Genomic DNA, 14,965 nt, shown 5'->3' with positions numbered 1-14,965 from the left:
GTGGCGGGCGTGGCGGGGGCGGCGGTTGGACCGGGGGCGGGGGGGGCGGCGGAGGCGGGGCGGGAGTGGCAGTTCCGGGCGTCGGCAGTTCGTCGTCCTCGTCGGGCTCGGGCTCGGGCAGCGCGCTGCGGTCCAGCTCGTCGTCGGCGAACGGGGGGACGTCCACGTCAGCAAGCGCCGTTGCCATGAACTCCTGCCAGATCGTGGCCGGGATAGACCCTCCGGTCAGGTCGGGGATCGGTATCTGGCCCTCGGCATGGCCCACCCAGACCGCCGTCGACAGGAGCGAGGAGGCCCCGACGAACCAGGCGTCGGCGCCGTTGGCGTTCGTGCCGGTCTTGCCGAGCACGTCCACACCCGGCACCTGCGCGCGGGTCCCGGTGCCACGGTCGACCACATCGGTCAGCATGTCCACCATGGCCGCGGCCACCGCCGGGTCGAGCACCTGCTCTGCGCGCTCCTCGCGCTCGAAGAGCACCTGACCCTCGGCGTCGATGACCCGGTCGATCAGATGGGGCTGGACATGGATGCCCTGGTTCGCGAACACCGCGTAGACCGATGCCATCTCCAAGGGGGTCACCCCATGGGTCAGACCACCCAGCACGATCGCCGGACCCCAGGTGTTCTCCGGGCCGAAAGCGCGCTCGACGTTGATCCCCATCTGGCGGCTCAGCTCGATGGTCTCCTCCACCCCGGATCGGATGATGAGCTCGGCGAACGCCGTGTTGACACTGTTGACGAGCGCCGCGCGCAGGTCGACCCGCCCGTAGTTGCTGCCGGCGAAGTTGTCGGCCACGAAGGGATCGATGGCACCCGCGACGTCGAGGGTGACGGGACCGCTGCCTGCCAGGGAGATATCCGGGGAGATGCCCTGCTCCAGGGCGGAGGCGGCGGTGACCGGCTTGAGCGCGCTGCCCGGCTGCCGCCGCCCCTGGGTGGCGAGGTCGAACTGGACCTCGTCGAAGTCCTTGCCCCCGTGCAGGGCGACGATGCCCCCCGTCACCGGGTTGATCGACACCAGTGCTGCCGTCGGACCCTCCGAGCTCGGGAACGTGGCAGAGACCACGTCGTCGGCGACCGCCTGCAGGCGGGGATCGACCGTGGTCTGCACCTCGACGCCGCCGGTGAAGAGCAGGTCGATGCGGTCCTCGACGGACTCGCCGAAGGTCGCGTTGTTGAAGAACTCGCGCTTCACGGCCTCGACGACATAGGGCTCGTCGGGGGAGCGGTCACGGGGGGGCACGACGTCGACCGGCGCCTCCGCCAGCCGGTTGGCCTCCGCGCGGTCGATGTAGCGCTCCTCGGCCATGGCCGCCAAGACGGAGTTGCGACGCCTGGTGGCGGCCCCGAGGTTGGTGCGGGGGTCCAGGTGGGTGGGCGCGCGGATCATGCCGGCGAGCAGCGCAGCCTGCTCCACGGTCAGGTCCTCGACGTTCACCCCGAAGAACTGCTGGGCCCCGGCCTGGAACCCGTAGGAGCCGGCCCCCAGGTACACCTGGTTGAGGTAGCGCTCGAGCAGCAGCTCCTTGCCGTACTCCTCCTCGAGGGCGCGGGCGATCTGCACCTCCTCGAGCTTGCGCCTGATCGTCTCCTCCCCGCTGAGGAAGTTGATCTGGGCCAGCTGCTGGCTGATCGTGGAGGCCCCTTGCTCCACGCCGCCCGCCTGGACGTTCGCGAAGGCGGCACGCATGATCGCGTTGACGTCGTAGCCCTCGTGCGCGTAGAACCGGCGGTCCTCGGCGGCCAGGACCGCCTGGCGGACGTGGGAGGGGATGCGGTCGAGCTCGACCGTCTCCCGGTCGAACTCGTCGGAGAGCACCGCGAGCGGGGCGCCGTCAGCCGCCCGCACGACGGATCGTTCGCGGAGACCGGGCAGATCCCGGTCGGGGTCGCCGCTGACCTCGACGGACTGGGCGGCGAACCCGATCAGCGGGCCGGCGGCGAACCACGCGACCACGCCCAGCAGGAACACCGCGGTCACAAGAGCCGCGAAGATGGTGACAGGCGTGGTGCTCATCTGGTCCGTAACTCTCCGGGTACCGTGCAAGCCTGCCCTGTGGCCCGTTGATCAAACGGGCGGGCGGGTGCCGCCGCTCGTACAGCGATGGTACCCGCCTTGCCCTCGGGGTAGGCTCGCCGTCACGTTTCCAGGCATGTGCTCGGTGCAGGCTCGACGGGAGGAGCACCTCGTGAAGATCACCATCGTCGGCGCCGGCAAGTACGGCTCGACCACCGCTCAGCGGATCGCAGAAGCGGACTACGCCGACGAGGTCGTCCTGACCGACATCGTCGAGGGGCTGCCGCAGGGGCTGGCCCTCGACATGAACCAGTCCCGGCCCATCGAGGGGCACCACACGCCGGTCACCGGGACCAACGACTACGCCGACACGGCGGGCAGCGACATCGTCGTGGTGACCGCCGGCAAGCCGCGCACGCCGGGCATGAGCCGGATGGACCTGTTGGCCGACAACGCCCGGATCGTCAGCGGCGTGGCCGGCGAGGTGGCGCGGACCTCACCGGAGGCGGTGGTGATCGTCGTGTCCAACCCCCTTGACGAGATGACCGCGCTGTTCTGGAAGGTCTCCGGCTTCCCCGCCGAACGGGTGATGGGCCAGGCAGGGATGCTGGACAGCGCGCGCTTCGCCGACAAGATCGCCGAGCGCGCCGGGGTCCTGCCCGCGGTGGTGACCGCCCTCACCCTGGGCTCCCACGGCGACACGATGGTGCCGGTGCCGTCCCAGACCACCGTCGACGGGACGCCGGTCGCCGACGTCCTCGCCGCGGACGCGTTGGCGGAGATCGTGCAAGCCACCCGAGACGGTGGCGCGGAGGTCGTGGCGCTGCTGAAGACCGGGTCGGCGTACTACGCGCCGTCGGCGGCGGCGGCGCGCATGGTGGCAGCGGTCGCCCAGGACGAGAACGCGGTCATGCCCGTGTGCGCCTGGGTCACCGGCGAGTACGGGATCGCCGACGTGTACCTCGGCGTGCCAGCTCGACTCGGGCGCGGTGGCGTCACGGAGATCGTCGTGCTCGACCTGACCGGCGAGGAGCGTGCCGCCCTCGCCGAGGCTGCGGACGCTGTCCGAGCCAAGCAAGCCGACCTCGAGAAGGTGACGTAGCGATATGAGCCGAGACCGCAACCAGAGCAGCGAGCCCACCCGCGGGGAACGGGTGCGCCGCCGCTTGGCGGCACAGCCCGAGCTGGAGCTCAGCGAGGAGGAGCTGACCGCGCTCGCCGACGAGGGCATCGATTTCGCGGACGTCCGCCGTCTGGCTCGGGACCGCCGGGAGCAAGACGAGGCCAGCGAGCATGACCGCGACACCGCTCGCGACGAGCTCGAAGGCCTGGTGCGCGAGCAGGGGGATGACTACTGAGCTGCGCTGCCCCCCCCGGGTTCAGCATGGGCCTGCCGCGGTGACCACCGCGGCGCCCCCGCCCTCGGGCTGCCGTCGGGAGCGTCCAAGCCCGCAAGCCAGCGCTCCAGCAGCGGGCGAGCCTGGGCGTAGCCGGCCCTGGCGGTCGGCACGATGCTCTCGAAGTCCAGCAGGCCCAGGTCGGGGACGTCGAGCTGCAGGAAGAGATCGGCCCATCCTTCGTCGATGATCTCCGTGCGCTCGCGCTCGGCCGCAGCCAGCATCGAGCGCAGCACCACCGACATGATCCCCGGGACCTGGGACGGGATGCGACCCGGCAGCAGCCGGTCGCGGAGCAGGGCCCACCCCGACAGGTGCAGCCCGTGGTCCTCCGTCACGCTCGGCCCGACGTGGGGCGCCACGTCCACCGCGATGACGGTCCCGACACCGGCCTGTGACCGCACGGCGCGCACGGGCAGGTTGTCGAGCACCCCGCCGTCGACGTGGAGCTCGTCGCCGAGCGCCACCGGTGGCATGACCCCGGGGATCGACACGCTGGTGCGCAGGAGGCGTGCCGCGGGCCCGCGGTCGTGGGCGACCGCGCTCGCGCGGGTGAGGCTCGTGGTGGTGACCACCGTCGGGGTCCACATGTCGGCCAGGTCACGGTCGCCGAGGGCCGCGTCGATCGACTGCGTCAGCCGGCGTGCCCGCAGGAGCGAGGCGAGCGGCGGCGTGTAGTCCAGGAGCCCGGTGAACAGCGGCCCGGCGAAGCTCACCAGCTCATCGACCGGTCGGCCCAGACCGTACGCGGCCGCGAAGGCCGCCCCGATGCTCGCGCCGGCGCAGACGTCGACCGGGATGCCGAGCTCGACCAGCGCGCGCAGCACCCCGATGTGGGCGAAGCCGCGGGCGCCGCCGCCGCCGAGCGCCACCCCGACCGCTCGGCCCGTCACGTGCCGGGCGACCCGATCGATGTCGGGGCGCAAGCCCGCGCGCACATGCAGGTGCAGGTCCACGGTGCGGGCGTCGAGCCAGGGTCGCGTCCGGCGGGGACGTGCGGCGCCGGCCTCGTGGAGAAGCAGCAGGGTCTGGCGGGGCTGGCGTGCGGCGGTCGACTCGGCCAGGCGGCGTTCGACCTCTCCCGGCTGGGGGTCGCCACCCGCACGAGCCACCACGATCAGGTGGTCCGCCTGACCCGCCGCCCATCGTGTCCACTCCGTCCAGGTGGGATCCGTCTGGAGCAGGACGACCTCGTGCGCATCCTCCGCGTCGTGCAGCCACTGCGCCAGGCGCGGCGGGGAGAGGGGGTCGGTGCGGTCCTGCAGGAGCGCGTCGTCGCCACCGAGCAACGATGGGACATGGGCGGAGCTGGCGTAGCACACCGTGCCCGATCGGCCCAGGCTGTCGCGCAGTTCGGCCCCGAGCTCCTCGAGGGGCGCGTCGGGTGCGGCGGCGAGGAGCGCGACGACGGTGCTGTACGGGCCACGGGCGTCGGCGCCGGTACGGTCGCGCACCCGGCGCAGGATGGTCCGAGCCACCCCCATCATCGCAGGGAGGTGCTGCTCCATCAGGCCATCGAAGACGGCGCGCGGCAACCGTGCGAGATCGGTGTCGCGGACGGCCACCGGTCGCCCGAGGCGTGTCCCGCCGTCGAGCAGCGCCATCTCGCCGAGGAGCTCGCCTCGCCCGACCTGTCCGATCGTGGTGATCGCGCCGCCACCGTCGGTGTGCAGGATGCGCAACCGCCCCGAGAGCACGACGTAGGCGCCGTCCGGGTCGTCGTCCTGCTCGAAGACCGCCCGTCCGGCCGGGACGGTGACCCACTCCACGGCGTCCACGATGCGGTCGGTCACGTCGTCGTCGAGGCCGCTGAACAGCTGGGCGAGGTGCTCGCGCAACTGCGCGCGGCGCGACCGCCACCGCGCTTCGTCCTCCATGACGTCCCCTCCCTCCACCCGCCCAACCGCCCTGGAGATGCTGACGTCGGGCTCAGCCGGCTGGCACCGCCCCGGCTTCAGCCGGCTGGGGGGTGGGGTAGGCCATCCGCTTGATGTTCTGCAGGTTGCGGAACCCGACGTTGTCGGTCGTCGAGGTGCCGCCGAAGGTCCCGCATCCCAGAGTGAACGACGGCTCGAGGCCCGTCGTGATGCCGCTCACGCCTTGCGCGCCCGCGGTGTTCACGATGATGCGGCTGACGGGCATCTCCGCGCCGAAGCGCTGCACGCGCGACGGGTCGCTCGAGTGGATGATCGCCGTGTGGCCCGTGCCCTGCTTCTCGAGCAGTTGCTTCGACAGCGCGATCGCCTCGTCGTCGCCGTCGACGTCGAAGAGCGACAGCACCGGCGTCAGCTTCTCGCCCGCCATCTGGGTGGTCAGGTCGACCTCGGTCGGCACGACGATGATCTTGATGTCGTAGTCGCGCTCGATCTGGAGGAACCCCGCGATCAGGCTCGCGGTCTGACCGAGGGCCTCTGGCCGGAAGGCCGACCCGTCCTCGGTCAGCACAGCCGCGAGGAAGCGCTCGCGTTCACCGGCATCCCGCAGCACCGCGGCACCCGCGCTCTCCAGGGCCTCCAGGAAGGGTTCGCGGACGGAGCGGTCGACCACGAGGTTGTGCTCGGAACCGCAGATGAGGCCGTTGTCGAACGACTTGCTCATGACGATGGCCTGCGCCGCTGCCTGCAGGTCCGCGTCGGCGGCGACCCAGGTGGGCGCGTTGCCCTGCCCGACACCGATCGCCGGGTTCCCCGAGCTGTAGGCGGCCCGCACCATGCCCGGCCCGCCGGTCGCGAGCACCAGCGACACATCCGGGTGCGCCATGAACCGTTGGGTCTTCTTGCGGTTCACCCGGACCTTGACCCATTGGATCAGCTCCACCGGGGCACCGTGCGAGCGCAGCACCTCCTGGAGGAGCTCCCCGGTCTTGTTGCCGACGCCGAGGGCGGCCCGGTGGAAGCTCAGGATGATCGCGTTGCGGCTCTTGATGGCGATCAGCGACTTGAAGATGGCCGTGGCGACGGGGTTGGTCATGGGCGCCAGGGCGAAGATCACCCCGGCCGCGCTCGCGATCTCGGCGACGCCGGCGTCCGAGACCTCCCCGAGCTGGCCCTGCCCCGCCTTGCCGACCAGGGCGTGGTAGATCCCGAGGCTGGCGAACGTGTTCTTCGTGGTCTTGTCGACGACGTTGCCGACGTGGGTCTCCTCCACGGTCTCGCGCGCCAGCTCCTCGGCGCGCTCCGCCACCGCCCCTGCCAGGGCTTCGAGCAGCGCGTCGATGCGCTGCTCGTCCCAGGTCGCGATCTCCGTCTGCGCGGCCTTGGCAGCGCCGACGACCTGATCGACTTCGGGGTCGGGTGTGTCGGTGAAGAGGTGGTCGGCCAGCACGGCGTTGGATCCGCGCAGCTTGCGGGCGGCGTCGCGGCCGAGGGCGGTGATGACCTGCGTCGCGATCTTCGGGTGCTCGGCCTCCAGCTCGTCGAGGGCGGCCACGCTCAGCTTGCGCGACTGCACGGGGGTCTCCGCGTACGCCGACGCCGACCGGGGCAGCCGGTCCAGCAGGGCCAGTTCCCCGAGCAGTGACCCGGCCCCGAGGTAGCCGAGCACCCCTTCGGTGTCGAGCTCCGGGTGGGGCAGCTCCAAGCGCACGTCGCCGTCATCGATGACGTAGCAGCCGTCGGCCTCGTCGTCACCGAGGAAGATCGTGGCGCCTGCCTCGAAGCTGATGGGTTCGAGGTAGGCGTCGAGCGCCGAGCGCTCCTGCGGTCCGAGGGTGTCCAGTGGTGCCGGTAGTGCGAGCATCAGCTCTCCGTTTCCTGCGTGCGTGGTGCCCCGCCGGGCCCGTCACTTTCCCCGGTGGCGTCGCTCGTTCCCGCGTCGCCCTGCCCGGAAGCCGCGAGGCGGCCGCGCACCGCGTCACCGAACGGCTTCGCGGTGTTGCTGAGGGACACGGCCACGTCCTCACCGAGGGTCAACAGCTCGACGCGCGAGACGGCCCGCACCGTCGCGGTCCTGCGGACACCCTGGAAGACCGAGACCTCGCCGAAGTGGTCGCCGGCCCCCAGGGTCGCCAGGCGCTCCTCGGAGCCGTCCTCGTGCTGGTGAACGACCTCGACCTCGCCCCTGGACACCAGGTGCATGCGGCGGCCGACGTCGCCCTGGCGGACGATGACCTGGCCTGGCTCGTACAGCTCCGGGGACACCCCGATGGGGTCGCCGAGGCGCAGCTGCGTCAGCTCCCTGCCGGTGAAGGGGGTGAGGAGCCAGTCGAGGAGCAGGCGCACCCGACGGTCCCACGACGGGACGTAGGAGAGGAAGATGATGCGCCACAGGACCCACGCCACGGTGCCGTAGAAGGGGACGCCGTACAGCTGCGCGACGGCGCGCCGGTTCCCGAGTGAGCAGGCGTCCCCGAAGGAGGTGAACGTGAACCGCTCGAGGGGCTGCTCGCCGACGAGGCGGGTCAGGTTGCGCCCGATGGTGCGTCCGGCGTGCATGGCGTAGATGGCGAGGGGCGGGCAGTAGCCCTCCTCGGGGTGGGGGACCGCCGCGCAGTCCCCGGCCGCCCACACCCCCTGCGCCCCGGGCACCCGGCAGTGGTCGTCGGTCACCACCCGTCCCCGTTCGTCCTTGGCCAGGCGCAGTGCGTCGATCACGGCGGGCATCCCCATCCCGGTGCAGGAGATGATGGTGCGGGTCGGGATCCGCTGCCCGTCGCTCAGGACGGCCGCCTCGGGCGTGGCTGCCGTGATCTTGGTGTCGGGGTGGAACTCGATGGCGGTCGTCGCGAGGTACCTCGCGGCGTAACGCTGCAGGTTCGCGTGCTGGGGGAGCAGCTCGGGCAGCACCTCGCTGCTGGCGTGGGCCACCACCACGCGGGCCTCCTCCGGGCGGATGTGGGGGAAGCTGCGCTTGAGGACGGTGCGGCAGTAGTCCTCGATCTCCGTCGCGACCTCGATCCCGCCGTAGCCGCCACCCGCGACCACGAAGGTGAGCAGCCGTCGGCGCTCCTCCGGATCGGTCTCGACGTCGGCCATCTCCAGGACCCCGATGAGGTGGTTGCGGGTCTTGAGAGCGTCGGAGTAGCTGCGCAGGCGCAACGCGTGCTCCTGCGCGCCGGCGTAGCCACCGAGGTCGTCCTTGGACCCAAGACCGAGGATGAGGTGGTCGTAGGCCAGTGTGTGCTCCCGGCCGTCGAGCAGGCGGCTGGTCGTGACCTCCTGGCGGTCAAGGTCGACGCGCTCGACCTCCGCGTGGTGGTACCGGGCGGGACGGAAGATCCGACGGGCCGGTGCCATGATCTGGTTGGGCTGGATGCGCCCTGCCAGCATCTCGGCGATGAACCCGTGCACGGTCAGGAAGGTGTCGCGACTGACCACCGTGAGGTCGATGTCGCCTCGCCGGATCGCCTTGCGCATGGCCCGCGCGGCGTAGAGGGCCGTCCAACCCCCGCCCAGACACACAACCTTGACCGGTGCACTCATCCCGCGTCCCTCCCCGAGGGTCGGCATACCCCGGCGTGTGGGGATCGTACTCGTCGGTCCGGGGCGCTCGCCAATGCCGGGAGCGCTCCGCCACGGTGGCTCAGGAGCGCGCCGGCGCGAACCCGTCCCCCACCAGGCGGTGCAGCACCCTGGTCAGGAACGAGGCCATCTGGTCGCGACGCACGGGCTCGCGGGGGCCGTAGGTGGCCGCGCCCAGCCCCCGCGCGAAGTCGGCCCCCGCCGCCTTGGCGATGGCGGTCGCATGGACGTTGCCCGCCACGTCGGTGAAGTCGTGCGGCGGTGCCGGCAGGGTCGCCTCGGCGATGAACTCGTAGGTGCGGGTGAGGAACGCGGCCATCTGGTCGCGGGTGACCTGGGACCCCGGCGAGTAGGTCCCCGGCGCCACGCCCTGGACGATGCCGGCGGCGGCCAGGGCGTTGATGTGTGCCGCGTGGACGTTGCCCGCCACGTCGTCGAACGGGGTGCCCGCCGCGGTGAGATCCACGCCGGCCTCGGCGACGAGCCGACCGATGAACGCCGCCATCTGGTCGCGGCGCACGCTGGCGCCCGGCCCGTAGGTGGTGGCACCGGTGCCGTGCGCGAGCCCGTACCAGGCGGCGCAGTCGATGGCGGATGCGTGCACGCTGCCCGCTGCCACGTCGGTGAAGCCGGCGCCGGGGACGGTCTCCGGCGGGCACGCGGCCGGGGGCTGGGGGGTCACGGCGTTCGAGGGCTCCGACGCGGATCCCGCCCCGTGGGCGTTGGTGGCCCGGACGGTGAAGGTGTAGGCCTGCCCGCCGGCCAGGCCGGCGACGGTGGCGGCGCGGGCGTCGCCACCGACGCTCGCGGCGGCGCCGCCCGGCGCGGCGGTCACCGTGTAGGCGGTGACCGGGCTTCCGCCGTCGTCGGTCGGCGCCGACCAGGCCACCGTCGCCTCGGCCCGTCCGGCCGTGGCGGTCACGCCTGTCGGGGCCCCGGGCGGTCCCCGGGGGACGACCGGGCCCGACGGGTCCGACGGCGGCCCCGACCCGGCCGCGTTGGTCGCCCGGACGGTGAAGGTGTACGCCTGCCCGCCGATCAGACCGGTGACGGTGGCGGCGCGGGCGTCGCCGTCGACGGTGGTGGTGGCGCCGCCGGGGGCGGCGGTCACGGTGTAGCCGGTGATGGGGTGGCCGCCGTCGTCGGCGGGTGGCGCCCAGGTCACGCTGGCCGACTCCACGCCGGCCGTCGCGCTCACGGCTGTGGGCCGGCCGGGCGACCCGCTCGGCTCGACGGGCTCGGACGCGGCTGAGGGCGGGCCCCGGCCGTCGGCGTTGGTGGCCCGGACGGTGAGGGTGTAGCTCTGTCCGCCGTCCAGACCGGTGACGGTGGCCTCGCGGGCGTCGCCATCGACCATCGCGGTGGCGCCGCCGGGCGCGGCGGTCACCGTGTACTCGTCGACGGGGCTGCCCCCGGCCAGGATCGGGGCCGACCACGCGACGGTCGCCGCGCCCGCGCCGGGCTGGGCCTGCACGTCGCGCGGGGCGCTCGGGGGCCCGGCTGCGGCGCCGCCCGACGCCGCCGCGACGGCGCGCGCCGCGCTCACCATGCCCCCGGTCGTGGTGAACCCCTCGAGGGATGACAGGGGCAGCACCGTCTCGTTCACGAGAGCGACGATCTCGGAGGCCGCCAGATCAGGCCCCGCGGCGGCGACCAGCGCGGCGACACCGGCCACGTGGGGACTGGCCATCGAGGTGCCGTCGAAGAAGTCGTAGGCCTCTTCGTAGCCCGCGGCGGGCGTGTCCGGGTCGGGCGGGATCGTTGACAGCACGGCGCTGCCGGGGGCTCCCACGTGCACCGTCGATGCGCCGTAGCTCGAGTAGTCGGCCAGGGTCCCCTGGTTGTCGAACGCGGCGACGCAGATGGCGTTGGGCAGGTCGAAGCTGCAGGGGTAGAAGGGGGCGCTGTCCAGGTTGCTGCCATGGTTGCCCGCGGCGGCGACGAACACCATGCCGGAGGCGGCGATGGCGGCCTTCAGCGCCTCGTTGTTGGGGGAGGCTTGTCCCCCCCAGCTGTTGTTCGCCACACGCACGCCCCGTTCCGCGGCGTACTCGATCGCCAGGATCGCGTCGGAGGTGGACCCGGTGCGCGACTCCAGGAACTTCAGCGGCATGATCGTCGCCTCGGGTGCGACGCCGGCGATGCCCACGCCGTTGTCGGCGACCGCGGCGAGGGTGCCCGCCACATGGGTGCCGTGCTCGTCGCCTTCCGCGGCGTCGAAGACCGTGTCGTCCTGGTTGCGGAAGTCCCAGCCGTGCAGGTCGCCGGGGTAGCGGGGGTCGCTGCCGGGATCGGGGTTCACCCACATGTTCGCGGCGAGGTCGGGGTGGTCCCGGTCGATGCCGGAGTCGATGACGGCCACCAGGACGTCCTCACCCCGGGTCTCGTCCCACGCCCCGAGGACGTCGGTGTGGATGTCGGCCTGGCCCAGCTGTCCGATGATGGCCTGGCCGGTGTTGCGCAGGCCCCAGAGGTCGTTGAACAGCGGGTCGTCGGGCGGGGGGGCGTGGGGCCGCAGCAGGTAGTTGGGCTGGGCGTACTCCACGCGGGGGTCGCGGGTCAGCGCGAGGGCGACGGCGGCGGGACCCTGCCCGGAGGTGATGGTGTGCAGCTCCACCCCCGTGCGGCGCATCGACCGGGCGTGGGCGATGCCGTGGTCGCCGCGCGCGTCGGCCCGGGCGGCGGGGCGTGCCCGTCCCGACCACCGCACGATCACCTCGTCGGGCACCGCGGCGGCGCCGCTGGGGCCGGGTGCCGGGGCGGCGCTGGGGCCGGGGCCGGGCGCCGGCGCGGCGGCCGCGGGGCCGAGCACCGCGGCGGACAGCACCAACGCCATCACGGCGGCCACCGGGAGTGAGCTCGCTTGCTGCCCCATGTCTACGCGGCATCCTTCCTGGTCGCACAACCGATGCGTACCGCGTGATGCGTACCGATCATGGGCGTGCCCGCCGCCAAGCGCGCAACCGCCACCGCCGCCTCGAGGCGGACGACCCCAACAGTATCGTCAGGCCGTGGCCGCTGTCAGCGTGGCCTTTGATGGCAGCGCGAGGACGTCGCCTTGACCCTAGTTCCGGCAGGCGGTCCGGTGGTTTGCGGGACGGGAGGGGAGCTTGGCGGTTGCGGCTGTGGGGGTGAATCAGCGGACGGTGTTGGTGTCGCCGGGTACGCCCGCCCAGTTCTGTTCACAGGCACTGGCGTGGGGCTTGTACGCCAGGGTGTCCTCGTATGACCTGAAGGACGACCTGGACCGGCGGGTGGCCGGGTTGACGGCGTGGGCTGCCGATGGGGGTGGTCAGGTCGTCGGGGTGGGAGGCCGAGTTCGGGTCCGGGGTTGAACGGGTCTCGCCAAGGTGGGGAGGCTTGTGGCTGATCCGAAGGTGACTGCGGTGGTGGTCGAGGCATCGGGACCGGCTGGGGCGGGTGAACACCGAACTGGTGGAGTCCGCGCTCTCGGGGCATGGTCGTTGTCTGGTGGTGTCAGACGACGACGGAGGTCGACGAGGACCTGGTGGGAGACATGGTGGAGGTGCCGGCGTCGTTGTGTGCCGGGTTGTATGGGTGCCGCTGGGCGAGGAATCGGGCGGTGAAGGCGGTCGGCTGCGCGCAACGAGACATCGGCCCCGCGGCGGTCAGGGCGGGGTCTGTCACAGGTGCGTTGCATGATCATGGGCATGGCGAGGTTCGAGGTTCCTGATGGCTGGAGGGTGCAGGCGTTTCAGTTCGCGCTGGATCCCACCGACGCGCAGGCGGCGTGTGTGCGACGGCAGTTCGGTGGCCGCCGCTACGCCCGCAACTGGGCTGTGCGTACCCTCAAGCACGACCTCACGCGGTATCGGGAGAATGGCGAGCAGACGCAGAAGCCGTCGCTGGCGGTGCTGCGCAAACGGTGGAACCAGGTCAAAGACACCGAGTGTGTCGACCAGGTGACGGGTGAGGTGTGGTGGCCGGAGATCTCCAAGGAGGCGTTCGCTGACGGCATCCGCGCTGCGGTCAACGGCTACTGGAACTGGCAGGCCTCCCGAGCGGGCAGGCGAGCCGGCAAGCCGGTGGGGTTCCCCAGGTTCGCCAAGAAGGGCCGCGACCGGGTCACCTTCACCACCGGCGCGATCAGAGTCGAACACGACCGCCGCCACGTGGTGCTGCCTCGCATCGGGCGGGTACGCACACACGAGCACACCCGCCGGCTGGAACGTCTCCTGGCCAAAGGCCGGGCCAGGATTCTCGCGGCCACGGTGTCGCGCAAGGGCACCCGGCTGGTGGTGGCCTTGCGGGTGCTCATCCAACGCCCCCAGCAGCCGCGAGTCCACAGACCCGATTCGCGGGTGGGGGTCGACGTCGGCGTGCGCGTGCTGGCAACCGTGGCCAGCAGCGACGGCGAGGTGATCCTGCGGTGCCCAACCCCCGGCCGCTGGAAGCCGCATTGAAGGAGTTGCGGCACCTGTGCCGGCAACGGTCTCGGCGCACCCAAGGCTCCCGCCGCTACACCGAGACGAACTGCAAGATCAGCCGGCGCCAGCGGCGGATCGCTGACATCCGCAGCCACCACATCCACACCTTGACCACCAGGCTCGCCAAGACCCACGGCGAAATCGTGGTCGAAGCCCTGGATGCGGCCGGGATGCTTCGCCAGAAGGGCCTGGCGGGTGCTCGTGCCCGCAGGCGTGGCCTGTCGGACTCCGCACTGGGCGCAACCCGCCGCCAGTTGGCCTACAAGACCGGCTGGTACGGATCCCGGCTGGTCACAGCACACCGGTGGTACCCGTCGTCGAAGACCTGCCACGCCTGCGGGCGCGTGCAAGACATCGGGTGGGCCCAGCACTGGACCTGCCACGGGTGCAATGCGAACCATCAGCGTGACGACAACGCCGCCATCAACCTCGCGCGCTACGAGCAGCCCCCCGCGGGCGATAGCGCCGTCGGCCCAGTCAGGGCCGCCGTCAAGCGTGGAGCCGACCCTAAGACCGAGCCTGGCTCGGCTGGTGGCCATGAAGCGCGGAAGGGACGCAGCCACAAGGCTGCCGAACAACCCCGAGACGGGGTGCTGGTGAGATGAGCAGTATCGCTCACACATCGGCAACGGTAGGCTCGCGATGCCTGGAACCGGCGACAGTCGAGGAGGAAGCAGCCCTCATGTCCGAGCCTGCGATCGAGAACCTCTACCGCGAGGGTCGAAGCTTCCCGCCGCCCGCGGAGTTCGCGGCCGGAGCGCTGCTGAACGACCCGGCGGTCTACACCGAGGCCGAGAAGGACCCCGAGGCCTGGTGGGTCAGCCACGCCGAGCGGCTGCGCTGGATGCAGCGCTGGGACACCGTGTGCGAGTGGAACCCCCCGCACGCCAAGTGGTTCGTGGGCGGCCGGCTCAACGTCTCGGACAACTGCCTTGACCGCCATGTCGAGGACGGCCACGGCGACCAGATCGCCTACTACTGGGAGGGCGAGCCCGAGGGCGATACGCGCACGCTCACCTACGCCGAGCTGCGCGACGAGGTCGCCCGGTTCGCCAACGCCCTCAAAGACCTGGGGGTTGGCAAGGGCGACCCGGTGACGATCTACCTGCCGATGATCCCCGAGCTACCCGTGGCGATGCTCGCCTGCGCGCGCATCGGTGCGCCGCACTCGGTGATCTTCGCCGGCTTCTCCAGCAACTCGGTCGTGGACCGGGTGGAGGACGCCGACTCCCACACGCTCATCACCGCCGACGGGTCCTACCGGGGCGGCAAGGTCGTGCCGTTGAAGGCGTCCGCCGACGAGGCCATGGCCAACACCGACAAGATCGAACGCTGCATCGTGGTCCGGCGCACGCGCGAGGACGTGGGCTTCACCCCGGGGCGCGACCACTGGTACCACGACCTGGTCGAGCACGCCTCCACCGAGTGCCCGCCCGAGCCCATGGACGCCGAGGACGTGCTCTACATCCTCTACACGTCCGGCACGACCGGCAAGCCCAAGGGCATCGTGCACACCACGGGCGGCTACCTCACCCAGGTTGCGGCCACGCATCGCCTCGTGTTCGACCTCAAGCCCGACCGCGACGTGTACTGGTGCGCGGCCGACATCGGCTGGGTGACCGGCCACAGCTACATCGTGTACGG

General features: G+C 71.8%; 10 protein-coding genes. 5 read left to right on the top strand and 5 right to left on the bottom strand.

Annotated features, from left to right (window positions below):
- On the bottom strand, positions 1 to 2,017 hold a 2,017-nt coding region (locus WD250_16930; protein MEX2621900.1), incomplete at its 3' end, for a transglycosylase domain-containing protein.
- 172 nt (positions 2,018 to 2,189) lie between these two features.
- On the opposite strand from WD250_16930, the gene mdh reads away from it, so the two are divergent.
- Both mdh and WD250_16920 read left to right on the top strand, forming a co-directional pair.
- Positions 2,190 to 3,119, top strand: a complete 930-nt coding sequence (gene mdh, locus WD250_16925) for a malate dehydrogenase (protein MEX2621899.1) — start codon at positions 2,190 to 2,192, stop codon at positions 3,117 to 3,119.
- Between the two features lie 4 nt (positions 3,120 to 3,123).
- Positions 3,124 to 3,375 carry a hypothetical protein gene (locus tag WD250_16920; protein MEX2621898.1) on the top strand — a complete coding sequence of 84 codons (252 nt, stop codon included), beginning with the start codon at positions 3,124 to 3,126 and terminating at the stop codon, positions 3,373 to 3,375.
- On the opposite strand, the gene WD250_16915 is transcribed toward WD250_16920, so the two are convergent.
- From WD250_16915 to WD250_16900, 4 genes are all read right to left on the bottom strand, one after another.
- The gene (locus tag WD250_16915; GenBank protein ID MEX2621897.1) at positions 3,369 to 5,291 is read right to left on the bottom strand and encodes a cyclic nucleotide-binding and patatin-like phospholipase domain-containing protein; all 1,923 of its coding nucleotides are present in this window, start codon (positions 5,289 to 5,291) and stop codon (positions 3,369 to 3,371) included. The genes WD250_16920 and WD250_16915 overlap by 7 nt on opposite strands.
- 52 nt (positions 5,292 to 5,343) lie before the next feature.
- The gene (locus WD250_16910; GenBank protein ID MEX2621896.1) at positions 5,344 to 7,152 is read right to left on the bottom strand and encodes an aldehyde dehydrogenase family protein; all 1,809 of its coding nucleotides are present in this window, start codon (positions 7,150 to 7,152) and stop codon (positions 5,344 to 5,346) included.
- On the bottom strand, positions 7,152 to 8,834 hold the full coding sequence (locus WD250_16905; GenBank protein ID MEX2621895.1) for an FAD-dependent oxidoreductase: 1,683 nt from the start codon (positions 8,832 to 8,834) through the stop codon (positions 7,152 to 7,154). Before WD250_16905 ends, WD250_16910 begins: the two co-directional genes overlap by 1 nt.
- A 100-nt stretch (positions 8,835 to 8,934) precedes the next feature.
- Positions 8,935 to 11,748: a S8 family serine peptidase gene (locus WD250_16900; protein MEX2621894.1), complete on the bottom strand. Its 2,814-nt coding sequence runs from the start codon at positions 11,746 to 11,748 to the stop codon at positions 8,935 to 8,937.
- 796 nt (positions 11,749 to 12,544) lie between these two features.
- Between WD250_16900 and WD250_16895 the strand changes: the two genes are divergently transcribed.
- From WD250_16895 to WD250_16885, 3 genes are all read left to right on the top strand, one after another.
- Positions 12,545 to 13,297, top strand: a complete 753-nt coding sequence (locus WD250_16895) for a helix-turn-helix domain-containing protein (protein ID MEX2621893.1) — start codon at positions 12,545 to 12,547, stop codon at positions 13,295 to 13,297.
- Positions 13,264 to 13,926 (top strand): RNA-guided endonuclease TnpB family protein, encoded by a 663-nt coding sequence (locus WD250_16890; protein MEX2621892.1) that lies wholly within the window; start codon positions 13,264 to 13,266, stop codon positions 13,924 to 13,926. The genes WD250_16895 and WD250_16890 overlap by 34 nt, the downstream gene beginning before the upstream one ends.
- A 77-nt stretch (positions 13,927 to 14,003) precedes the next feature.
- The coding region (locus WD250_16885) for an AMP-binding protein (protein MEX2621891.1) at positions 14,004 to 14,965 on the top strand (962 nt) is incomplete at its 3' end.

Source organism: Egibacteraceae bacterium, assembly GCA_040905805.1.
Lineage (GTDB): Bacteria > Actinomycetota > Nitriliruptoria > Euzebyales > Egibacteraceae > DATLGH01.
The sequence above is the reverse complement of the archived record's forward strand: the minus strand, read 5'-3'. Positions and strand labels throughout refer to the sequence as shown.